At 62.9% G+C, this 21,057-nt stretch carries 19 protein-coding genes; 9 read left to right on the top strand and 10 right to left on the bottom strand.

From position 1 onward, the window contains the following. Positions 1-13 precede the first annotated feature (13 nt). The 4 genes from ACIQUS_RS05500 to ACIQUS_RS05485 form a co-directional block, all read right to left on the bottom strand. Positions 14-1,393 (bottom strand): OprD family porin, encoded by a 1,380-nt coding sequence (locus ACIQUS_RS05500; RefSeq protein ID WP_403043876.1) that lies wholly within the window; start codon positions 1,391-1,393, stop codon positions 14-16. A 155-nt stretch (positions 1,394-1,548) separates the two neighbouring features. Further along, a complete protein-coding gene (locus ACIQUS_RS05495; RefSeq protein WP_403043873.1) occupies positions 1,549-3,141 on the bottom strand; it encodes an ABC transporter substrate-binding protein in 1,593 nt (530 codons plus the stop codon). Between the two features lie 249 nt (positions 3,142-3,390). Further along, a complete protein-coding gene (locus ACIQUS_RS05490) occupies positions 3,391-5,016 on the bottom strand; it encodes an ABC transporter substrate-binding protein (protein ID WP_403043870.1) in 1,626 nt (541 codons plus the stop codon). 311 nt (positions 5,017-5,327) lie between these two features. Next, positions 5,328-6,041: an SIMPL domain-containing protein gene (locus ACIQUS_RS05485; protein WP_403043867.1), complete on the bottom strand. Its 714-nt coding sequence runs from the start codon at positions 6,039-6,041 to the stop codon at positions 5,328-5,330. Positions 6,042-6,243: 202 nt separating this feature from the next. Here ACIQUS_RS05485 and ACIQUS_RS05480 point away from each other — a divergent pair, with 202 nt between their 5' ends. The 4 genes from ACIQUS_RS05480 (at position 6,244) to ACIQUS_RS05465 (ending at position 10,621) form a co-directional block, all read left to right on the top strand. Continuing rightward, entirely contained in the window at positions 6,244-7,500 is a 1,257-nt protein-coding gene (locus ACIQUS_RS05480; protein ID WP_403043865.1) for an ATP-binding protein, read from the top strand. Further along, on the top strand, positions 7,500-8,060 hold the full coding sequence (locus tag ACIQUS_RS05475) for a response regulator transcription factor (protein WP_038614443.1): 561 nt from the start codon (positions 7,500-7,502) through the stop codon (positions 8,058-8,060). The genes ACIQUS_RS05480 and ACIQUS_RS05475 overlap by 1 nt, the downstream gene beginning before the upstream one ends. Positions 8,061-8,252: 192 nt before the next feature. Further along, positions 8,253-9,194: an AEC family transporter gene (locus tag ACIQUS_RS05470; RefSeq protein WP_403043862.1), complete on the top strand. Its 942-nt coding sequence runs from the start codon at positions 8,253-8,255 to the stop codon at positions 9,192-9,194. A 53-nt stretch (positions 9,195-9,247) separates the two neighbouring features. Further along, positions 9,248-10,621, top strand: coding sequence for an amino acid permease (locus ACIQUS_RS05465; protein ID WP_403043859.1), 1,374 nt, complete (start codon positions 9,248-9,250; stop codon positions 10,619-10,621). Positions 10,622-10,643: 22 nt separating this feature from the next. On the opposite strand, the gene ACIQUS_RS05460 is transcribed toward ACIQUS_RS05465, so the two are convergent. The 6 genes from ACIQUS_RS05460 to gatC form a co-directional block, all read right to left on the bottom strand. Further along, positions 10,644-11,021 (bottom strand): carboxymuconolactone decarboxylase family protein, encoded by a 378-nt coding sequence (locus ACIQUS_RS05460; protein ID WP_403043857.1) that lies wholly within the window; start codon positions 11,019-11,021, stop codon positions 10,644-10,646. 10 nt (positions 11,022-11,031) lie between these two features. After that, positions 11,032-12,075, bottom strand: coding sequence for a calcium/sodium antiporter (locus ACIQUS_RS05455; protein ID WP_403044619.1), 1,044 nt, complete (start codon positions 12,073-12,075; stop codon positions 11,032-11,034). A 62-nt stretch (positions 12,076-12,137) separates the two neighbouring features. After that, entirely contained in the window at positions 12,138-12,509 is a 372-nt protein-coding gene (locus ACIQUS_RS05450; protein WP_403044616.1) for a septal ring lytic transglycosylase RlpA family protein, read from the bottom strand. Between the two features lie 132 nt (positions 12,510-12,641). Then, positions 12,642-14,087, bottom strand: a complete 1,446-nt coding sequence (gene gatB / locus ACIQUS_RS05445) for an Asp-tRNA(Asn)/Glu-tRNA(Gln) amidotransferase subunit GatB (protein ID WP_403043855.1) — start codon at positions 14,085-14,087, stop codon at positions 12,642-12,644. 11 nt (positions 14,088-14,098) lie between these two features. Next, a complete protein-coding gene (gene gatA / locus ACIQUS_RS05440) occupies positions 14,099-15,550 on the bottom strand; it encodes an Asp-tRNA(Asn)/Glu-tRNA(Gln) amidotransferase subunit GatA (protein WP_403043852.1) in 1,452 nt (483 codons plus the stop codon). 16 nt (positions 15,551-15,566) lie between these two features. Then, on the bottom strand, positions 15,567-15,854 hold the full coding sequence (gatC, locus tag ACIQUS_RS05435) for an Asp-tRNA(Asn)/Glu-tRNA(Gln) amidotransferase subunit GatC (RefSeq protein ID WP_285861610.1): 288 nt from the start codon (positions 15,852-15,854) through the stop codon (positions 15,567-15,569). A 204-nt stretch (positions 15,855-16,058) separates the two neighbouring features. Here gatC and mreB point away from each other — a divergent pair, with 204 nt between their 5' ends. From mreB to rng, 5 genes are all read left to right on the top strand, one after another. Next, positions 16,059-17,096: a rod shape-determining protein MreB gene (gene mreB / locus ACIQUS_RS05430; protein ID WP_008371426.1), complete on the top strand. Its 1,038-nt coding sequence runs from the start codon at positions 16,059-16,061 to the stop codon at positions 17,094-17,096. 166 nt (positions 17,097-17,262) lie between these two features. Beyond that, complete coding sequence (gene mreC / locus ACIQUS_RS05425; RefSeq protein ID WP_403044613.1) at positions 17,263-18,327, top strand: rod shape-determining protein MreC; 1,065 nt, start codon at positions 17,263-17,265, stop codon at positions 18,325-18,327. Further along, entirely contained in the window at positions 18,327-18,815 is a 489-nt protein-coding gene (mreD, locus tag ACIQUS_RS05420; protein ID WP_403043849.1) for a rod shape-determining protein MreD, read from the top strand. The genes mreC and mreD overlap by 1 nt, the downstream gene beginning before the upstream one ends. A 36-nt stretch (positions 18,816-18,851) precedes the next feature. Beyond that, entirely contained in the window at positions 18,852-19,448 is a 597-nt protein-coding gene (locus ACIQUS_RS05415) for a Maf family protein (RefSeq protein ID WP_403043847.1), read from the top strand. 78 nt (positions 19,449-19,526) lie between these two features. After that, entirely contained in the window at positions 19,527-20,984 is a 1,458-nt protein-coding gene (gene rng, locus ACIQUS_RS05410) for a ribonuclease G (protein ID WP_285861605.1), read from the top strand. The last annotated feature ends 73 nt before the right edge of the window (positions 20,985-21,057 follow it).

Raw genomic sequence — 21,057 nt, 5'->3', positions numbered from 1 at the left:
GCGGCTGTGGACGCTAGAGAATGTTGAACGGAATGGTGGTCACGATGCGCAGTTCGTCCAGGCTGCCGTCGCCCTGATTCTTGCTGGCGCGGTGCGCGGTGTAGGTGGCGCGGACGGTGGTGTCCTTGAGTGCACCGTTCTGCACCGTGTAGCTGCTGCCGATGCCCCACTCGTAGTGGTTCTCGTCGTCCAGGTTTTTCACGTCGTAGCCGGTGCCGGTGTAATGGGTACCGTCGATGCCCCAGCCGCGGGCGTTGTACAGGTTGAACTTGAGGCCGGGAACGCCGTACTGCGCCATGTTCAGCACATAGGCGATCTGCATGGACTTCTCGTTCGGGCCGTTGAAGTCCGAGAGCAGGGAGTTGGCCAGGAAGATGGCGTTGGTTTCGTGCAGGTAGTCGAAGTACTCGTTGCCGTTCACCTGCTGGTAGGAGAAGGTCAGGCTGTGGGCCTGGTGGTTCAGGCCCAGCGCCAGGCTGTAGGTGTCGTTGTCGATTTCACCCAGTTTGCTGCGGCCTTCATCCTTGGTCTTGTAGTAGTTCAGACCGGTGGTCAGACTCAGGACCGAGCTGTCGCCCAGTTCGTGGTTGGCCCCGAAGTAGTACTGGTTCCAGAAGTCTTCGACCTTGGACACGTAGAGGCTGGTCTTGAGGCTCTGCAGCGGCTGGTAGTTGAGGCCGGCCATGCTGACGCGGTCGGTTTCCGCGCCGTTGGCGCCGTATTCGGAGCGGAATTTGCTCAGGCTCTGTTCGGTACGCGGCGATACGCGGTCGAAGGTACCGGCATCGAACGACAGGTTGTCGAACTCTTCGCTGTGCAGGCTCACGCCCTGGAAGCTCGAGGGCAGGGCACGGTTGCCGATGTAGGTGATCACCGGGGTGTCGACCGAGTGACGGCCGGCTGTCAGGGTGGTGTTGGAAACCCGGGCCTTGACGTTGGCCAGGCCCATCTTGCTCCACTGGCCGATGACATCACCGTCGCTGTGGGTCAGGGTCCGGTTGTTCGGCCCGGCCACGGCCGCACGGCCCTGCTCCAGGGCGACGGCGTTGTAGGCGGCGACTTCGGTGGCAAAACCGATGGCGCCCTCGGTAAAGCCCGAGCTGTAGTTGAGGATGGTGCCCTGCACCCAGTTGTCACGGCTGTGAGTGTCGTGGCGGGTGCCGTCGCTCTTGTAGTACTTCCACAGTGGCGCACGGGTGGCGCGCTCGCGGGCGTACCAGTTGCGGGTGGAGCCCGACAGACTCTGCTCCTCGAAGAAACCCTTGGCTTGGCTCTGGGCGCTGGTGGATTTGACGCTGAGCGGCACGAAGTCCTGGCTGACGGGTTCGGCCAGTGCCAGCGTGGAGAGGCCGGTGAGGGATAAAGCCAGTACTGCGGTGGTGGATGGTCTCAAGGTAAAGCTCCCTTTCTTTTTTTTTTGTAATTGGCGCCCGGCCTTGTGAGCTGGGCGTTTTTTGCGGTGGAACAAGGGTTGCAAACGTTTGCACGCAAATTGAAGGCTGCAGAAGTTCGCGGGCGTGGATTGCACGCCCGTGAGCGCCTGCAGGGTTACTCGACGCTTACACCGGAAAAGATGTTGCGTCCGAAGGGACTGACCTTGAAGTCCTCGACCTTGGCACGGATCGGCTGGTTGACCGTGGAGTGGGCGATCGGGGTAATCGGCACCTGCTGCTTGAGGCGCTGCTGGGCCTGTTGATAGAGCGCGGTGCGCTGTTCCCGGTCGGTGAGGGTCTTGGCCTTCTTGACCAGGGCGTCGTACTGCGGGTCGCACCACATGGAGTAGTTGTTGCTGCCGATGGCATCGCAGCTGTACAGGGTGCCCAGCCAGTTGTCCGGGTCACCGTTGTCGCCGGTCCAGCCGATCAGCGAGATATCGTGCTCGCCGTCCTTGGTGCGCTTGAGGTATTCGCCCCATTCGTAGCTGACGATCTTGACCTTCAGGCCGACCTTGCCCCAGTCGGCCTGGAGCATTTCGGCCATCAGCTTGGCGTTGGGGTTGTAGGGGCGTTGCACGGGCATGGCCCACAGGGTGATCTCGGTGCCTTCCTTGACACCTGCGGCCTTGAGCAGTTCGCGGGCCTTGTCCGGGTTGTAGCCGGCGTCCTTGATGCTGTGATCGTAGGACCACTGGGTGGGCGGCATGCTGCCCACGGCCAGTTGCCCGGCGTGCTGGTACACCGACTGGACGATGGCCGCCTTGTTCACCGCCATGTCCATGGCCTGGCGCACCTGAAGCTGGTCGAACGGCTTGTGCTGCACGTTGTAGGCGATGTAGCCGAGGTTGAACCCGGGGTTTTCGATGACCTGCAGGTTCTGGTCGCTCTTGAGCGCCGCAAGATCGGCCGGGCGCGGGTTGAGGGTGACCTGGCATTCGTCCTTGCGCAGCTTCTGGATGCGTACCGACGGGTCGGTGTTGATCGAGAAGATCAACTGGTCGAGCTTGACCTGGGCCGGGTCCCAGTAGTCCTTGTTGCCGCGATAGCGGATCTGCGAGTCCTTCTGGTAGCGCTGGAACACGAACGGCCCGGTGCCGATCGGTTTCTGGTTGATGTCGCTGGGGCGTCCGGCGCTCAGCAATTGCTCGGCATACTCGGCGGACAGGATCGCGGCGAAGCTCATCGCCAGGTTCTGCACGAAGGCGGCATCGACGCTGTTGAGGGTGAACACCACGGTCATCGGCGAGGTCTTCTCGACCCGGGCGATGTTCTTGTCCAGGCTCATGCTGACGAAGTAGGGGAACTCCGTGGGGTAGGCCTTGCGGAACGGGTGCTCGCGGTCGAGCATGCGGTTGAAGGTGAACAGCACGTCGTCGGCGTTGAGGGGGCGGCTGGGGGTGAAATCCTTGTTGCTGTGGAACTTCACGCCTTCACGCAGGTGGAAGGTGTAGGTCAGCCCGTCGGGCGACACTTCCCAGCTTTTCGCCAGGGCCGGTTTGACCGCCGTGGCGCCGCGCTCGAACTCCACCAGGCGGTTGTAGATCGGCTCGGCGGCGTCGTTGTCGGTGGAGCTGGTGTACTGGGCGGTGTCGAAGCCGCCCGGGCTGCCTTCGGAGCAGAACACCAGGTTCTTGGCCAGGCCCAGCGGGGCCTGGGTGAGCAGGCCGAGGCCCAGCAAAGCTGCAAATAGCGGGGTATGACGCATGACGATCCCTTATCTCTTGTTGTTCTCGAACGGTTCAGGGCGCACAGCCGGACGCATCTCACCAGCAGTGGCCTATCGACGGTAAGGACGTCGATACAGCGCAGCTAGGTGCGATTACGCAAGGGGGTGTGGGAGGTGTCCGAAAGCGGATGCGAATTTTCCGAGTCGATGCGCTTTCGGTTGCCCTGCCAGGCCGCCATCAGCCCACCCCGCACGCCGTGCGGCGTAGCGGAGCGGGCCAGGTGATGGCTACTTGGTTACGCTGACCCCGTAGAAGGAGTTCAAGCCAAACGGGCTGATCTTGAAGTCCTGTACGGTGGAGCGCATCGGTTGATACACCGTCGAGTGTGCGATGGGCGTCATCGGAACCTGGTCTTTGAGGCGGTGCTGGGCCTGCTTGTACAGCTCGGTGCGCTTGGCCTGGTCGGAGGTGGCCTTGGCCTGCTTGATCAGCTTGTCGTACTCCGGGTCGCACCATTTGGAGAAGTTGTTGCCGGCGATGGCGTCGCAACCGAACAGGGTGCCGAGCCAGTTGTCCGGGTCACCATTGTCGCCGCTCCAGCCAATCAGCATGGCGCCGTTCTCGCCGCCTTTGGAGCGCTTGATGTACTCACCCCACTCGTAGCTGACGATCTTGGCGTTGATGCCGATCTTCTTCCAGTCGGACTGGAGCATCTCGGCCATCAGCTTGGCGTTGGGGTTGTAGGGGCGCTGCACCGGCATGGCCCACAGGGTGATTTCGGTACCTTCCTTGACACCGGCTTCCTTGAGCAGTTGCTTGGCTTTTTCCGGGTCGTACGGCACATCCTTGATGGTGGTGTCGTACGACCATTGGGTCGGCGGCATGGCATTGACGGCCAACTGGCCGGCGCCCTGGTACACCGACTTGATGATTTCCGGCTTGTTCACCGCCATGTCCAGCGCCTGGCGGACCTTGAGCTGGGCCATGGGGTTGGCCTCATTGCTGCCCTTGATCTTGTCCATCACGTTGTAGGCAATGTAACCGAGGTTGAAGCCGGCCTGGTCAGGCATCTTCAGGTTCGGGTCGGCCTTGAGCGGTTCGATGTCGGCCGGACGCGGGAACAGGGTGACCTGGCACTCGTTCTTCTTGAGCTTCTGCATGCGCACCGAAGCGTCGGTGGAGATGGCGAAGATCAGGTTGTCGATCTTCACGTCATCGGGCTGCCAGTAGTCCTTGTTGCCCTTGAAGCGAATCTGCGCGTCTTTCTGGTACTTGCTGAACACGAACGGGCCGGTGCCGATCGGTTTCTGGTTGATGTCGGCGGGCTTGCCCTGCTTGAGCAACTGGTCGGCGTACTCGGCCGACTGGATCGAGGCGAAGCTCATGGCCAGGTTCTGGATGAACGCGGCATCGACACCATTGAGGGTGAACTTGACCGTGTGGTCGTCGATCTTTTCCACCTTGGCGATGTTCTTGTCCATGCCCATGTCGGTGAAGTACGGGAACTCGGTGGGGTAGGCCTTGCGGAACGGCATGTCCTTGTCGAGCATGCGGTTGAAGGTGAACAGCACGTCGTCGGCGTTGAACGCGCGGGTCGGCTTGAAGTAGTCGGTGGTATGGAACTTGACCCCTTCGCGCAGGTGGAAGGTGTAGGTCAGGCCGTCGTCTGAAATGTCCCAGCTGGTCGCCAGGCCCGGGATGACAGCGGTGCCGCCACGCTCGAACTGGCTCAGGCGGTTGAAGACGGTCTCGGCTGAGGCATCGAAGTCGGTTCCGGTGGTGTACTGGCCCGGGTCGAAGCCAGCGGGGCTGCCTTCAGAGCAAAACACCAGGTTACTTGCCGCCAGGGCAGAAGGTGCGCCGGCAAGCAAGCCTGCGCCGACCAGGAACGGAATGACCGCGTGTTTGAGCATGGTGGCCTCATTGTTGTCATTTTTGATTTGAGGGGGCCTTGTGAGCCGACCTGCGGATACTTATGCAGGCGCCATACCCAATGCAAGACTCTTGGAGAGGGGAGGTGAAAAAGGGTGGGACGAACGTACAGGAATGTCGCATCCGTATAATTTTTTACGGAGTTAAACGTTTGCGCATAGGGTTTTCAGTTTGTTTCGGTGACGTAGCGCTGCAGTTTGGTCACGTTTTGCACCAGAGTGGTGCGAATAGTTGCTACGCGTAACAGGGTTCGCGGCAGCCGAAGCTGCCGCGAATCAGCACAAAAGTAACATTACATCTGGACTTCGATAGTACCGTCGGCACTCAGGCTGACCTGGCTGGTGCCAGCCTCGATGTCCGGTGCAGGCGCGGCATCGCCGGCCATCTCGGCTTTCATCATCATCGGCGCACTACGGGCGTAAGGGTGTGGGTAGCCGCTGCTGTTGAGGTTCAGGTTGACCACCTTGTAGCCTTTGCCGCCCAGGGCCTCGGTGGCCAGTTGCGCGCGGGTCTTGAAGGCGTTGACGGCATCCTTGAGCAACTCGTCTTCGCTGCTCTTGCGCGTGGCCGGGGCGATGGAGAAGTCCATGCCGCCCATCTTCAACTGTTGCAGCAGCTCGCCGGTGAGTTTGGACAGGGCCGGGAAGTCGGCGCTTTCCAGGCGCAGCTCGGCGCGCTCGCGCCAGCCGGTGATCTTCTGGCCCTTGTTGTCATAGATCGGGTAGCTGTTACGGCTGCCCTGGCTGATCTTGACCTGCTTCACCTCGCGGGCCTGCTGCACCGCCTTGTTCATGGTCTCGGTAATTTCCTTGGCCAGTTTGCCCGGGTCGGTGTTCTGCGCTTCGCTGTAGAGGGTCACGACCATCAGGTCGCGCGCCACTTCCTTGCTGACTTCAGCGCGCAGCGAGATCTGGTTGTAACGCGGCGCCTGGTCGGCCAGCGCCGGCAGGCTGGCGAGCAGGCTGGTGGCCATCACGAGGGCGGCGCCGCGGCGGGAATTAAGCATGTTTGACTCCTTGAAAATGAGGCGTGGACGCTGTCGAATCCATTCCACGCAGGCCCATGAGACCTGCAGGAGTGTAGTGAGGTTCAAAAAGGCCATCATTGATGTGTAATAAAGTGTGGCGCTTTGCCGCATCACTGCAGACCGTCGCGCAGCTTCGGTATACTCGCCACGATTCGCCCTGGAGCACTCATCAGGAGAGCTCATGCTCGCCCCCGTACAATTGCTGTCCGCTACTCGCCAGAACCTCTGGCGCCTGACCTTCATCCGCATCCTGGTGCTGGCCGCCCAGGCGGGTTCCGTGGGCGTCGCCTACTGGACCGAGCTGCTGCCGCTGCCATGGTTCTCGCTGGTGGTCACCCTTGGCCTGTCGAGCCTGCTGTGCGCCTTCACGGCCCTGCGCCTGCGTCTGTCATTGCCGGTCACGGAGCTTGAATACGCCTTCCAGCTGGCCTGCGACCTGTTGATCCACAGCGCCTTGCTCTATTACTCCGGAGGCTCGACCAACCCCTTCGTGTCCTATTACCTGGTGCCGCTGGCCATTGCCGCGGTGACCTTGCCCTGGGTCTATTCACTGGTGCTCTCGGGCATTGCCCTGGCCGCCTACAGCCTGTTGCTGGTTCAGTTCTACCCGCTGGAGACGTTCCCCATGGCACGGGAAAAGATGCAGGTCTATGGCATGTGGCTGAGCATCGCCCTGGCGGCGGCAGTGATTACCTTCTTTGCCGCGAAAATGGCCGAAGAGATGCGTCGTCAGGAACAGTTGCGTGCCGAGCGCCGCGAAGAGGGCCTGCGCGACGAGCAATTGCTCGCCGTTGCCACCCAGGCTGCAGGCGCGGCCCACGAACTGGGTACGCCGCTGGCGACCATGAGCGTACTGATCAAGGAAATGCGCCAGGACCACAGCGACCCGCTGCTGCAGGAAGACCTGGCGGTGCTGCAGGACCAGGTCAAACTGTGCAAGGAAACCCTGCAGAACCTGGTGCGCGCTGCCGAAGCCAACCGGCGCATGGCCGTGGAAGATCAGGAAGTCACGGCCTGGCTGGATGAAGCCCTGAATCGCTGGCACCTGATGCGCCCCGAAGCCAGTTACCGCTTCCAGCGCCTGGGGCAGGGCAGTGTGCCGCGCCTGGCGCCGCCGCCGGACCTGACCCAGGCGTTGCTGAATCTGCTCAACAATGCCGCCGATGCCTGTCCGGACGAGCTGGAAGTGCACCTGGACTGGGATGCGCAGGACATGGTCATCAGCATCCGCGACCATGGCCCGGGTGTGCCGGCGGCCATCGCCGAGTCGATCGGCAAGCCGTTCTTTACCACCAAGGGCAAAGGCTTCGGCCTGGGCCTGTTCTTGAGCAAGGCCAGCGTCACCCGTGCTGGCGGCTCGGTAAAACTCTATAGTCATGAGGAAGGCGGTACGCTCACCGAGCTACGTCTGCCGCGTGATGCGCGAGGAGAAGTGTGATGAGTGATGAAATCCAGGTTGAAGGCGAGGAGCTCCCGCACCTGCTGCTGGTCGATGATGACGCCACCTTTACCCGGGTCATGGCCCGGGCCATGAGCCGTCGTGGTTTTCGCGTGAGCACCGCAGGTTCTGCCGAAGAAGGGCTGCTGCTGGCCCAGCAGGACGTGCCGGACTATGCCACCCTCGACCTGAAAATGGACGGTGACTCGGGCCTGGTGCTGCTGCCCAAGCTGCTCGAACTCGACCCCGAGATGCGCGTGGTGATCCTCACCGGTTACTCGAGCATTGCCACCGCCGTCGAGGCGATCAAGCGTGGGGCCTGCAACTACCTGTGCAAGCCGGCCGATGCCGATGACGTGCTGGCGGCGCTCTTGTCCGAGCATGCCGACCTGGACAGCCTGGTGCCGGAGAACCCGATGTCGGTCGACCGCCTGCAGTGGGAGCACATCCAGCGTGTGCTGACCGAGCACGAAGGCAACATTTCCGCCACGGCCCGGGCCCTGGGCATGCACCGGCGCACGCTTCAGCGCAAATTGCAGAAGCGCCCGGTCCGCCGCTGAACCGTAGCCGCTGCCGCCAGGCTGTGATCGGCCGTGAAACGGCCGCAAAATCGAGTGGCCCGGGTTGCGCTGCTGTGCAGTCGATCGCAGCCTGGCGGCAGCGGCTACGGCCCGAGCACCATCCATCGACACAGCAACCGGTGAGCTGGCGTATCATTAGCCGCCTAACGACAGCCACCGGATCCCCCCAGCATGCTCGCCCTTTTTCTGCAGACACTGAACATCACGGCCCCGGTCTTTGCCATGCTGTTCATGGGCGTGCTGCTCAAGCGCATCAATGCGATCAATGATGGCTTCATCCACACGGCCTCGTCGCTGGTGTTCAACGTCTGCATGCCGGCGCTGCTGTTCCTGGGGATCTACCACGCCGACCTGACGACCGCCGTGCAGCCGGGTCTGCTGCTCTACTTCGCCATCGCCACCCTGGTCGGCTTTGGTCTTGCCTGGGGCCTGGCGATCTGGCGCTGCCCGCGTGAAGACCGCGGGATCTACACCCAAGGTGCGTTTCGCGGTAACAACGGGGTGATCGGCCTGGCACTGGCGGCGAGCATGTACGGCGACTACGGTATCTCCCTGGGCGCGGTTCTCGCCGGGCTGGTGATCCTGCTCTACAACTCGTTGTCGGTGGTGGTGCTGGCGGTCTACAGCCCCAGCGCCAAGTCCGATCCCTGGAGCATCCTCAAGAGCATCCTGCGCAACCCGCTGATCATCAGCGTGCTGCTGGCCGGGGTGCTGGCCTACGGGCAAGTGGCGCTGCCGAACTGGTTGTTGACCTCGGGCGACTACCTGGCGCAGATGACCCTGCCACTGGCGCTGATCTGCATCGGCGGCACCCTGTCACTGGCCTCCTTGCGCCAGAGTGGTTCGCTGGCTGTCAGCGTCAGCCTGCTGAAGATGGTCTGGCTGCCGTTGCTGGCTACCTTCGGGGCCTGGCTCTGGGGCTATCGCGGAGCGGAACTGGGTATCCTGTTCCTGTACTTCGGCAGCCCGACGGCGGCGGCCAGTTATGTCATGGCCAGGTCCAGCAACGGTAACCATGAGCTGGCCGCGGCGATTATCGTCATAACCACCCTGATGGCCGCTATTACCACCAATATCGGCATCTTTTTCTTGCAGTGGGGCGGCTGGATCTAGATCCTGTCGCAAAAATAACTCAAACACTGCCTCTCCACCTTCGAGGACACTTCATGCAAGACGAGCACACCCCGGAGCGGTTGCATCGCGGGTTGAAAAATCGCCATATCCAGTTGATCGCCCTGGGGGGCGCCATCGGGACCGGCCTGTTTCTGGGCATCGCCCAGACCATCCAGATGGCCGGCCCGGCCGTGCTGCTGGGCTATGCCATTGCCGGCCTGATGGCCTTCTTCATCATGCGCCAATTGGGCGAAATGGTGGTCGATGAGCCGGTTGCAGGCAGCTTCAGCCACTTTGCCCACCGCTACTGGAACGAGTTTGCCGGTTTCGTCTCCGGCTGGAACTACTGGGTGGTCTACGTATTGGTGGGGATGGCCGAGCTGACCGCCGTGGGCATCTACGTGCAGTACTGGTGGCCGGACTTCCCGACCTGGGCGACTGCGGCGATCTTCTTCGTGGTGATCAACCTGATCAACCTCACCCAGGTGAAAGTCTATGGCGAGCTGGAATTCTGGTTCGCTTTGGTCAAGGTGATCGCCATCGTCAGCATGATCGGTTTCGGCGCCTGGCTGCTGGCCAGCGGCAACGGCGGGCCGGATGCCAGTGTCGCCAACCTGTGGCAGTTCGGTGGTTTCTTCCCCAATGGCATTACCGGGCTGGTGATGGCCATGGCGGTGATCATGTTCTCGTTTGGCGGCCTGGAGCTGGTGGGTATCACCGCTGCCGAAGCGGACAACCCACGCTACAGCATTCCTCGGGCCACCAACCAGGTGGTGTACCGGATCCTGATTTTCTACATCGGCGCCCTGGCGGTGCTGCTGTCGCTGTACCCCTGGCAGAACGTGGTGCAGGGCGGTAGCCCGTTCGTGATGATCTTCCACAACCTGGACAGCAACCTGGTGGCGACCATCCTCAACGTGGTGGTGCTGACGGCGGCGCTGTCGGTGTACAACAGCTGCGTGTACTGCAACAGCCGCATGCTGTTCGGCCTGGCCAGCCAGGGCGATGCGCCGCGGGCCTTGCTCAAGATCAACCGTCGTGGCGTGCCGCTGACCGCGCTGGGTGTCTCGGCCCTGGCCACCGGCCTGTGCGTGCTGATCAACTACCTGATGCCGGGCGAGGCGTTCGGCCTGCTGATGGCCCTGGCGGTGTCGGCGCTGGTGATCAACTGGGCCAGCATCAGCATCACCCACCTGAAGTTCCGCCGGGCCAAGCAGGCGGCCGGTGAGTCGACCTTCTACAAGAGCTGGGGGCATCCGCTGACCAACTACCTGTGCCTGGCGTTCATCGGGCTGATCCTGGTGGTGATGTACCTGACCCCACCGATTCGTATCTCCGTGCTGCTGATCCCGGCCTGGATCGCCGCACTGGGTGTGGCGTTCTGGCTGAAGAAAAAGGGCCAGAAGGCCGCCGTCGCCAGCAACTGACGGCCTTGCCCGAAGTGATCGATCAGCCCTGCTGGTAGCTGTCGATCACTTCCTGGGCGGCGCGAAACGCATCGATGGCGGCTGGAACGCCGGCATACACTGCGCAATGCAGCAGCGCTTCGCGAATCTCCTCGACCGTGCAACCGTTGTTCAAGGCGCCACGCACGTGGCCCTTGAGCTCCTGCGGACATTTGAGCGCGGTCAGCGCGGCCAGCGTGATCAGGCTGCGGGTTTTCAGCGGCAGGCCCTCACGGCTCCAGACGCTACCCCAGGCGTGTTCGTTGACGAAGTCCTGCAGCGGCTGGGTGAATTCGGTGGCATTGCCCAGTGCGCGATCGACAAAGGCATCGCCCATGACCTGGCGGCGAACCTGTTCGCCGGATTGAGTGTTGTCGCCCATGTTGTTTTCCTTAGTGTTGGCGGCGCCAGGCGCGCAGGGTCGTGTACAGCAACAGCGACCCGAGCACTGGCAGTGCGTAGAACAGCATCAGTTTTTCCAAGCGGCTGGCCAATGGCATGCCGGTGGTGAAGGCCACCACGTGCAGACCATAAGCCAGGTACAAGCCAAGAAACACCAGACCTTCGGCGCGGGTCACCCGGTAGCCCGAATAGAACACCGGCAGGCTCAAGACGGCGACGCCGAGCATCACCGGCAGGTCGAAATCCAGGGCGTTGGGCGAGATCGACAGCGGCTGCGGCGTGACCAGGGCGGTCAGGCCCAGCACGGCCAGCAGATTGAACAGGTTGCTGCCGATCACGTTACCTACGGCGATCTCCCGTTCACCGCGCAGGGCGGCGATCAGCGAGGTGGCCAGTTCCGGCAGTGAGGTGCAGACCGCGACCACGGTCAGGCCGATGACCCGTTCCGACAACCCCAGGTCGACCGCCACTTCGACGGCGGCTTCCAGCAGCAAGTGCCCGGCCAGGCTCAGCAGGCCAAGGCCCGTGAGCATCAGCAGCAGGCTGGTGAGCCAGAACCTGCCGCCTTGCTGCGGTCGCGGGCCGGGAGCGGGGTAGGTACGGGCGTAGTGACGCGATTGATGCCAGAGGATCGCCAGGTAAGCCATCAGGGCGCTCAGCAACAGTGCGCCTTCGACGCGTCCGAGCATTTCGTTGAGGGCCAGCAGATAGACCAGCAGGCTGGCACCGATCATCAGCGGGATATCCAGGCGCACCAGTTGCCGCGAGACCCGCAGTGGAATGATCAGGGCGGCCAGGCCCAGGGTCACCAGGATGTTGAAGATGTTACTGCCGATCACGCTGCCCAAGGCGACGTCCGGGGCGCCGGTGTAGGCGGCTTGCAGGCTGACAGTCAGTTGCGGCGCACTGCTGCCGAACGCCACCAGGCTCAGGCCGATGATCAGCGGTCGTACCTGCAGGCTGGCCGCCAGGCGCAGGGCCGCGCGCACCAGCAGTTCGGCGCCGGCGATCAGCAATAGCAGGCCGAAGGCCAGTTGCAGCAGGCTGAAAGTGGGTAACGCGGCCAGGTCGAAAATGATGAAACTCCGTTTCAGGGTCAGTCGCTGAGACTTTGTACCCGTACCCGCGCCGTTCCGCTACGGACCATGCCGAGTTTTTCTGCGGCGGCGCGCGACAGGTCGATCAGCCGGCCGCGGGTATGGGGGCCACGGTCGTTGATGCGCACCACCACGCTGCGGTCGTTGTTCAGGTTGGTGACCTTGACCCGGGTGCCGAAGGGCAGGCTGCGATGGGCAGCGGTCAGGGCATTCTTGTTGAAGGGCTCGCCACTGGCAGTACGTTTGCCGTGGTGACGGGAGCCGTAATAGGAAGCGGTGCCGGTCTTGTCGTAACCGCGGGGATCAATATCGTGGCTGGCGCAGCCGGCCAGCAGGGAAAAGAGCGCGAGTGCGCTGGACAGACGCCAGATCAAATCAGTTGCTCCCAGGTGAGTGATCACCCGTGGGAGCCGGCGTAGCCGGCGATGGGCTGCGGGGCAGCCCCAGTAGCAAGGCTACGCCTTGCATCGCCGGCTACGCCAGCTCCCACAGGGTGACGCGAATTACCCTTCGAGCTTGCTCTTGAGCAATTGGTTCACTTGCTGCGGGTTGGCCTTGCCTTTGGAGGCTTTCATGGCCTGGCCGACGAAGAAGCCGAACATCTTGCCGCGCTTGGCTTCATCGGCGGCGCGGTACTGTTCGACCTGCTCGGCGTTGGCGGCCAGCATCTCGTCCAGGACCTTCTCGATCGCGCCGGTGTCGGTGACCTGCTTGAGGCCTTCGGCTTCGATGATCTGGTCGGCATCGCCTTCACCGGCCGCCATCTTCTCGAACACCACCTTGGCGATCTTGCCGCTGATGGTGTTGTCGAGGATGCGCTTGAGCATGCCGCCCAGCTGCGCGGCGCTGACCGGTGCCTGGTCGATTTCAAGGCCCAGCTTGTTGAGCAGGCTGCCCAGTTCGACCATGACCCAGTTGGCGGCAAGCTTGGCATCGCCACACACACCCACCACCTGTTCGAAGTAGTCGGCTTGCTCGCGGCTGGAGGCCAGCACGCTGGCGTCGTAGGTCGACAGGCCGAACTGGCTCTGGAAGCGCTCGCGCTTCTGCGGCGGCAGTTCCGGCAGGGTGGCGCGCAGGGCATCGAGGTAGGCACCCTCGATCACCACCGGCAGCAGGTCCGGGTCGGGGAAGTAACGGTAGTCGTTGGCTTCCTCCTTGCTGCGCATGGAGCGGGTCTCGTCCTTGTTCGGGTCGTACAGGCGGGTTTCCTGGATGACCTTGCCGCCGTCTTCGATCAGTTCGATCTGGCGCTGCACTTCGCTGTTGATGGCGCGCTCGATGAAGCGGAACGAGTTGACGTTCTTGATCTCGCAGCGGGTGCCGAACTCGACCTGGCCCTTTGGCCGTATCGAGACGTTGCAGTCGCAGCGCAGCGAACCTTCGGCCATGTTGCCGTCGCAGATGCCCAGGTAGCGAACCAGGGCATGGATGGCCTTGACGTAGGCAACGGCTTCCTTGGCGCTGCGCATTTCCGGCTCGGAAACGATTTCCAGCAACGGCGTGCCGGCACGGTTCAGGTCGATACCGGTGGAACCGCTGAAGTCTTCGTGCAGGCTCTTGCCTGCGTCTTCTTCAAGGTGCGCACGGGTAATGCCGATGCGCTTGACCGTGCCATCTTCCAGGGCGATGTCCAGGTGGCCCTTGCCGACGATCGGCAGCTCCATCTGGCTGATCTGGTAACCCTTGGGCAGGTCGGGGTAGAAGTAGTTCTTGCGCGCGAACACGTTGTGCGGGCCAATCTCGGCGTCGATCGCCAGGCCGAACATGCAGGCCATGCGTACCGCTTCCTGGTTGAGCACCGGCAGTACGCCGGGCATCCCCAGGTCGACCAGGCTGGCCTGGGTGTTCGGCTCGGAGCCGAAGGTGGTGGCGCTGCCGGAGAAAATCTTCGACTGGGTGGCGAGCTGGGTGTGGATCTCCAGCCCGATGACAACTTCCCATTGCATGTGATGGTCCCTCAGAAGCCGTTAGGTGCGCGAGTGTGCCAATCAGTCACTTGCTGATAGCGGTGCGCGACGTTGAGCAGGCGGCCTTCCTGGAAATACGGGGCCAGCAGCTGCACGCCGACCGGCAGGCCGTCGACGAAACCGGCCGGCATCGACAGGCCTGGCAGGCCGGCGAGGTTGGCGGTGATGGTGTAGACGTCTTCCAGGTACGCGGCGACCGGATCGTTGTTCTTGGCGCCGATCTTCCAGGCCAGGTTCGGCGTGGTCGGGCCGAGGATCACGTCGACCTCGTCGAAGGCGGCCATGAAGTCGTTCTTGATCAGGCGGCGGATCTTCTGCGCCTTCAGGTAGTAGGCGTCGTAGTAACCGGCCGACAGGGCGTAGGTACCGACCATGATCCGGCGCTGGACTTCACTGCCGAAGCCTTCGCCACGGGAGCGCTTGTACAGGTCGGTGAGGTCGACCGGGTTCTCGCAGCGATAGCCGAAGCGCACGCCGTCGAAACGCGACAGGTTGGACGAGGCTTCGGCCGGGGCGATCACGTAGTAGGCCGGAATGGCATGCTGCATATTCGGCAGGCTGATTTCCTTGACCACGGCGCCGAGCTTTTCCAACTCCTTGACGCTGGCCTGGACCAGTTCGGCGATGCGCGGGTCGAGACCGGCACCGAAGTACTCCTTCGGCAGGCCGATACGCAGGCCCTGCAACGAGCCGTTGAGGCTGGAGCTGTAGTCCGGCACTGGCTCATCGATGCTGGTGGAGTCCTTGGCGTCGAAGCCGGCCATGGCCTGCAGCAGCAGGGCGCAGTCTTCGGCGGTGCGGGCCAACGGGCCGCCCTGGTCGAGGCTGGAGGCGTAGGCGATCATGCCCCAGCGCGAGACGCGACCGTAGGTCGGTTTCAGGCCGGTGAGGTTGGTCAGCGCCGCGGGCTGGCGGATCGAGCCGCCGGTGTCGGTGGCGGTGGCACCCGGCAGCAGGCGTGCGGCGACCGCGGCGGCGGAACCCCCGGACGAGCCGCCCGGTACGTGCTCCAGATTCCACGGGTTCTTCACCGGGCCGTAGTGGCTCGACTCGTTGGCCGAGCCCATGGCGAACTCGTCCATGTTGGTCTTGCCCAGGGTCACGGTGCCGGCTGCGGCCAGCTTGGCTACTACCGTGGCATCATAGGGTGCCTTGAAGTTGTCGAGCATCTTCGAGCCGCAGCTGGTGCGCACGCCCTGGGTGCAGAACAGGTCCTTGTGGGCGATCGGCGCGCCCAGCAGGGCACCGTTCTCACCAGCGGCGCGACGGGCGTCGGCGGCGCGGGCCTGGCCGATGGCCAGCTCTTCGGTGACGCTGATGAAGCTGTTGAGTTGCGGATCGAGCTGGTTGATCCGCGCCAGCAGGGTGCGGGTCAGCTCTTCCGAGGAAAAGGCTTTGTCGGCGAGTCCGCGGGCGATCTCGGCCAGGGTCAGTTGATGCATGGCAGGCTCTATTCCCTTACTCGATGACTTTCGGAACCAGGTACAGGCCGTTTTCCGTCGACGGAGCGATGGCCTGGTAGGAGTCGCGCTGGTTACTTTCTGTTACCACATCGGCGCGCAGGCGCTGACTGGCTTCAAGGGGGTGGGCTAATGGCTCAATGCCAGTGGTGTCGACCGCTTGCATCTGGTCGACCAGTCCCAGAATACTGTTCAGGGCATCGGTAGTGCGTGGCAGCTCGCTTTCATTGAGGCCCAGCCGGGCCAGATGAGCGATCTTTTCCACGTCGCCGCGTTCAAGCGCCATGGGGATCTCCTGAGGAAACAAAGAAACGGAATGGGTCCGCGATGAGGAACATGCTGGCAGATTTACGGTCATAAGGCCGCGATTGTGTGCTGGCTTGCTCGGAAAAACTGCCAATTTAACATATTGGCGCCTTGCCCAAAATCCCCGCCGTTGTTAGAGTTTGCCGCACTTTTTTACCCACGCGTTGCCTAGGGTCACTTTCCCATGTTCAAGAAACTGCGTGGCATGTTTTCCAGCGATCTTTCCATCGACCTGGGCACTGCCAACACCCTTATTTACGTGCGTGAGCGCGGTATCGTCCTGAATGAGCCCTCGGTTGTGGCCATTCGTACGCACGGCAACCAGAAAAGTGTCGTCGCCGTCGGTACCGAAGCCAAGCGCATGCTGGGCCGTACGCCCGGAAATATTGCTGCCATTCGTCCGATGAAGGACGGTGTGATCGCCGACTTCAGCGTCTGCGAAAAAATGCTCCAGTACTTCATCAACAAGGTGCACGAGAATAGCTTCCTGCAGCCAAGCCCGCGGGTGCTGATCTGCGTGCCATGCAAGTCGACCCAGGTCGAGCGTCGTGCCATCCGTGAATCGGCCCTGGGCGCCGGTGCCCGTGAAGTGTTCCTGATCGAAGAGCCGATGGCCGCCGCAATCGGTGCCGGCCTGCCGGTCGAGGAAGCCCGTGGTTCGATGGTCGTCGATATCGGTGGTGGTACCACCGAAATCGCACTGATCTCCCTGAACGGCGTGGTCTATGCAGAATCCGTACGCGTCGGTGGTGACCGCTTCGACGAAGCGATCGTGACCTACGTGCGTCGCAACTACGGCAGCCTGATCGGCGAATCCACCGCCGAGCGCATCAAGCAGGAAATCGGCACCGCCTACCCGGGCGGCGAAGTGCGTGAAGTCGATGTCCGCGGCCGCAACCTGGCCGAGGGCGTGCCACGTGCCTTCACCCTCAACTCCAACGAGGTGCTCGAAGCCCTGCAGGAATCGCTGGCGACCATCGTCCAGGCGGTCAAGAGCGCGCTGGAGCAATCGCCGCCGGAGCTGGCCTCGGACATCGCCGAGCGTGGCCTGGTGCTGACCGGTGGTGGCGCCCTGCTGCGCGACCTCGACAAGCTGCTGGCCCAGGAAACCGGCCTGCCGGTCATCGTCGCCGAAGACCCGCTGACCTGCGTCGCCCGTGGCGGCGGTCGTGCCCTGGAAATGATGGACAAACACACCATGGACCTGCTCTCCAGCGAATAAGCCGGCAGCAGTCAACATGCCGCCCGGTTTACAGCGAGCACCCGGGGTGCTACCTGTATGTGCCGGGCAGACGTCCGCGTGGGCGTCGTTTTCCGTCAAACCACAAGCAGGCCGGTGCAGTGCCTTATGAATGACCTCTTGAATCGTCGTCCACGAGGAGCGGCCCATTAAACCGCTTTTCACCAAGGGCCCTTCGTTGGGCGTGCGCGTGCTCGTGCTGGTCGTGCTGGCGATCACCCTGATGGTGGTCGATGCGCGCTTTACCCTGCTCAAGCCGGTGCGCAGCCAGATGGGGCTGGTGCTGATGGAGTCCTATCACGTCACCGACCTGCCGCAGAGCCTGTGGGCAGGGGTTGCCAGCCAGTTTGGCAGTCGCACCGAACTGATCGCCGAGAACGAAAAACTCAAGACCGAAGCCCTGCTGATGCAGGGGCGCGTGCAGAAGCTCGCGGCCCTGACCGAGCAGAACGTGCGCCTGCGCGAGTTGCTCAACTCCTCGGCATTGGTCAACGAGAAGGTCGAGGTCGCTGAACTGATCGGCGTCGATCCCAACCCGTTCACCCACCGCATCCTGATCAACAAGGGCGAGCGTGACGGTGTGGTTCTTGGCCAGCCGGTGCTCGATGCCCGTGGCCTGATGGGCCAGGTGGTCGAGTTGATGCCTTATACCGCACGGGTCCTGCTGCTGACCGACACCACCCACAGCATTCCGGTGCAGGTCAACCGCAACGGCCTGCGGGCAATAGCCAGTGGTACCGGCAATCCGGAACGCCTGGAGCTGCGCCATGTGGCCGACACGGCGGACATCAAGGAAGGCGATCTGTTGGTGAGTTCCGGCCTGGGCCAGCGTTTTCCTGCCGGCTACCCGGTGGCCACGGTCAAGGAAGTGATCCACGACTCCGGCCAGCCATTTGCCATCGTCCGGGCCATCCCCACGGCCGCGCTCAATCGCAGTCGCTACCTGTTGCTGGTGTTCACCGACAGTCGTACCCCCGAGCAGCGCGCTACAGACGCCGCCATGGCCCAGGAAGCCGCCGATCGCCAGGGGCTGACGGGCCCGGCTGAGCCTGGCCAGCCTGCCACGGTGCCTGCCCCGGCGCCGGCAACCGCTACCCCGGCCCCGGCGCCCGCTTCCGGGCAGGCGCCTGCAACCGCAGCACCGGCGGTGTCCGGGGCAGCCCCGGCGCCCGCCAGTAGCACTGCACCGGCCCCTACCCGGGAGAGACATTGATGGTAAGTACCCGCAGCCGCAACGGCTGGGTCGTCTGGCTGACATTTGTCATCGGCCTGCTGCTGAGCGTTTCGCCGTTGCCGCAATTCATGGAAGTGTTCCGGCCCATGTGGCTGGCCCTGCTGCTGGCATTCTGGACCCTGGCCCTGCCGCACAAGGTCGGCATGACCACGGCCTTTGTCCTGGGCCTGGCTGAAGACGTGCTGTACGGCACCCTGCTGGGGCAGAACGCCCTGGTGCTGACCCTGATCACCTTCCTGGTGCTGTCGTTGCAACAGCGCCTGCGGATGTTCCCGATGTGGCAGCAAAGCCTGGTGATCCTGGTGATCTTCGGTCTGGCCCAGTTGGTGCAACTGTGGCTCAGCGCCCTGACCGGCAACCGCCTGCCGACCCTCGCCCTGATCTGGTCGGCGGTGATCAGCGCCTTGCTCTGGCCGTGGATCAGCTTCGCCTTGCGCGGGCTGCGCCTGCGCCTGGGTATCAACTGAATCCCGCCTTCGCGGCGTTGACAGGGAGAAGTCACGATGACCTTGCTGTACCTGGCTTCCGGATCGCCTCGCCGCCGTGAGTTGCTGACCCAGATCGGCATCCCTTTTACTTCGCTCAGCGTCCCGATCGACGAAACCCCGCTGCCGGGCGAAGTGGCCGTGGCTTACGTCGAGCGCCTGGCGCAGGCCAAGGCCGCTGCCGGACTGTCCACGCTGCAGGCGCACGCCAAGGTGGCCGTGCTCGGCGCCGACACCGCCGTGGTGCTGGACGGGCGCATCCTGGGCAAGCCCGAGAACAGTGACGATGCCCTGGCCATGCTGGCCGCCCTGTCGGGACGCGAACACCAGGTGCTGACCGCCGTGGCGGTCGCCGATAACCAGCGCTGCCTGAGTGTCTGCGTGGCCAGCCAGGTGCGTTTTCGCCAGATATCCCCACAAGAGGCCCAGGCCTACTGGGCGAGCGGCGAACCGCAGGACAAGGCCGGTTCCTATGCCATCCAGGGTCTGGGTGCGGTGTTCGTACAACGCCTGGAAGGCAGCTATTCGGCCGTGGTCGGACTGCCGCTCAACGAAACCGCCGAGTTGCTCGGGCAGTTCGGCATCCCTTGCTGGCAAGCCTTGTCGGCCGGTTGAGCGAGGACCAGAGAAGACTGCTAGCCAGTCGCCCGCGGGCGATCCATCATTACCGAAGTCCTTTGACGAGAGCCTGCCATGAGTGAAGAGATTCTGATCAATATCACACCGATGGAATCACGCGTGGCGGTGGTGGAAAACGGTGTTCTTCAGGAAGTGCACGTCGAGCGCACCCAGCGTCGCGGTATTGTCGGCAATATCTACAAAGGCAAGGTGGTACGGGTGCTGCCGGGCATGCAGGCGGCATTCGTCGACATCGGCCTGGATCGCGCAGCCTTCATCCACGCCTCGGAAATCTCCCTGCGTGAAGGCCCGGCCGTGGAAAGCATCAGCGCCCTGGTGCACGAAGGCCAGAGCCTGGTAGTGCAAGTGACCAAGGACCCCATCGGCTCCAAGGGGGCGCGACTGACCACCCAGCTGTCGATCCCTTCGCGCTATCTGGTGTACATGCCGCGTACCAGTCATGTTGGCATTTCCCTGAAGATCGAAGACGAAGCCGAACGCGAGCGCCTCAAGCAGGTGGTCACCGATTGCGTCGCCCAGGAAAACATCCAGGATGCAGGCGGCTTCATCCTGCGCACGGCGGCCGAAGGCGCCGGTGCCGATGAGATCCTCATGGACATCCGCTACCTGCGCAGGCTCTGGGAGCAGATCGGCAACCAGATCAAGACCGTGGGCGCGCCAACCGAGATTTATGAAGACCTGGGCCTGGCCCTGCGCACCCTGCGAGACCTGGTCAATCCGAAGATCGAGAAAATTCGCATCGACTCCCGGGAAACCTTCCAGAAAACCACGCAGTTCGTCGGCGAACTGATGCCGGAAATCGCCGACCGCCTCGAGCACTACCCAGGCGAGCGGCCGATCTTCGACCTCTATGGTGTGGAAGATGAGATCCAGCGTGCCCTGGAGCGCAAGGTGCCGCTCAAGTCCGGCGGCTACCTGGTGGTCGATCCTGCCGAAGCGATGACCACCATCGACGTCAACACCGGGGCGTTCGTCGGGCACCGCAACCTGGAAGAGACCATTTTCAAGACCAACCTGGAAGCGGCCACCGCCATCGCCCGGCAACTGCGCCTGCGCAATATCGGCGGGATCATCATCATCGACTTCATCGACATGGAGGACGAGGAGCACCAGCGCCAGGTACTGCGGACCCTGGAAAAGCAGCTCGAACGCGATCACGCCAAGACCAACATCATCGGCATCACCGAGCTTGGCCTGGTGCAGATGACCCGCAAGCGCACCCGCGAAAGTCTTGAACAGGTGCTGTGCGAGCCCTGCCATTGCTGCCAGGGGCGCGGCAAACTGAAAACCCCCGAGACAGTTTGTTACGAGATTTTCCGCGAAATTCTTCGTGAAGCCCGTGCCTATCAGGCCGAAGGCTATAGAGTGCTGGCCAACCAGAAAGTCGTGGACCGCCTGCTGGATGAAGAGTCGGGCAACGTGGCGGAGCTTGAAACCTTTATCGGCCGGACCATCCGCTTCCAGGTCGAATCCATGTATTCCCAGGAACAATACGATGTGGTGCTGCTCTGACGCATTCTGAATGCACCTGGCGGCGTCCAGGGCTGGCAAAGCGCTCGGTTGCGGCCATAGTTAAGGCACGAGT

It is taken from the genome of Pseudomonas sp. NPDC090755 (assembly GCF_044769005.1).
Taxonomy (GTDB): domain Bacteria; phylum Pseudomonadota; class Gammaproteobacteria; order Pseudomonadales; family Pseudomonadaceae; genus Aquipseudomonas.
Note: the sequence above shows the minus strand (reverse complement) of the source record. Positions and strands in the feature narration are given on the sequence as shown.

Bases quoted from the DNA above. Each gene is read 5' to 3' on its own strand.
- mreD (WP_403043849.1), top strand. From the start codon at position 18,327: ATGGTAAGTACCCGCAGCCGCAACGGCTGGGTCGTCTGGCTGACATTT.
- ACIQUS_RS05465 (WP_403043859.1), top strand. From the start codon at position 9,248: ATGCAAGACGAGCACACCCCGGAGCGGTTGCATCGCGGGTTGAAAAAT.
- ACIQUS_RS05480 (WP_403043865.1), top strand. From the start codon at position 6,244: ATGCTCGCCCCCGTACAATTGCTGTCCGCTACTCGCCAGAACCTCTGG.
- gatB (WP_403043855.1), bottom strand. From the start codon at position 14,087: ATGCAATGGGAAGTTGTCATCGGGCTGGAGATCCACACCCAGCTCGCC.
- gatC (WP_285861610.1), bottom strand. From the start codon at position 15,854: ATGGCGCTTGAACGCGGCGACGTGGAAAAGATCGCTCATCTGGCCCGG.
- ACIQUS_RS05475 (WP_038614443.1), top strand. From the start codon at position 7,500: ATGAGTGATGAAATCCAGGTTGAAGGCGAGGAGCTCCCGCACCTGCTG.
- ACIQUS_RS05460 (WP_403043857.1), bottom strand. From the start codon at position 11,021: ATGGGCGACAACACTCAATCCGGCGAACAGGTTCGCCGCCAGGTCATG.
- ACIQUS_RS05415 (WP_403043847.1), top strand. From the start codon at position 18,852: ATGACCTTGCTGTACCTGGCTTCCGGATCGCCTCGCCGCCGTGAGTTG.
- gatA (WP_403043852.1), bottom strand. From the start codon at position 15,550: ATGCATCAACTGACCCTGGCCGAGATCGCCCGCGGACTCGCCGACAAA.
- mreB (WP_008371426.1), top strand. From the start codon at position 16,059: ATGTTCAAGAAACTGCGTGGCATGTTTTCCAGCGATCTTTCCATCGAC.
- ACIQUS_RS05490 (WP_403043870.1), bottom strand. From the start codon at position 5,016: ATGCTCAAACACGCGGTCATTCCGTTCCTGGTCGGCGCAGGCTTGCTT.
- rng (WP_285861605.1), top strand. From the start codon at position 19,527: ATGAGTGAAGAGATTCTGATCAATATCACACCGATGGAATCACGCGTG.
- ACIQUS_RS05495 (WP_403043873.1), bottom strand. From the start codon at position 3,141: ATGCGTCATACCCCGCTATTTGCAGCTTTGCTGGGCCTCGGCCTGCTC.
- ACIQUS_RS05470 (WP_403043862.1), top strand. From the start codon at position 8,253: ATGCTCGCCCTTTTTCTGCAGACACTGAACATCACGGCCCCGGTCTTT.
- ACIQUS_RS05485 (WP_403043867.1), bottom strand. From the start codon at position 6,041: ATGCTTAATTCCCGCCGCGGCGCCGCCCTCGTGATGGCCACCAGCCTG.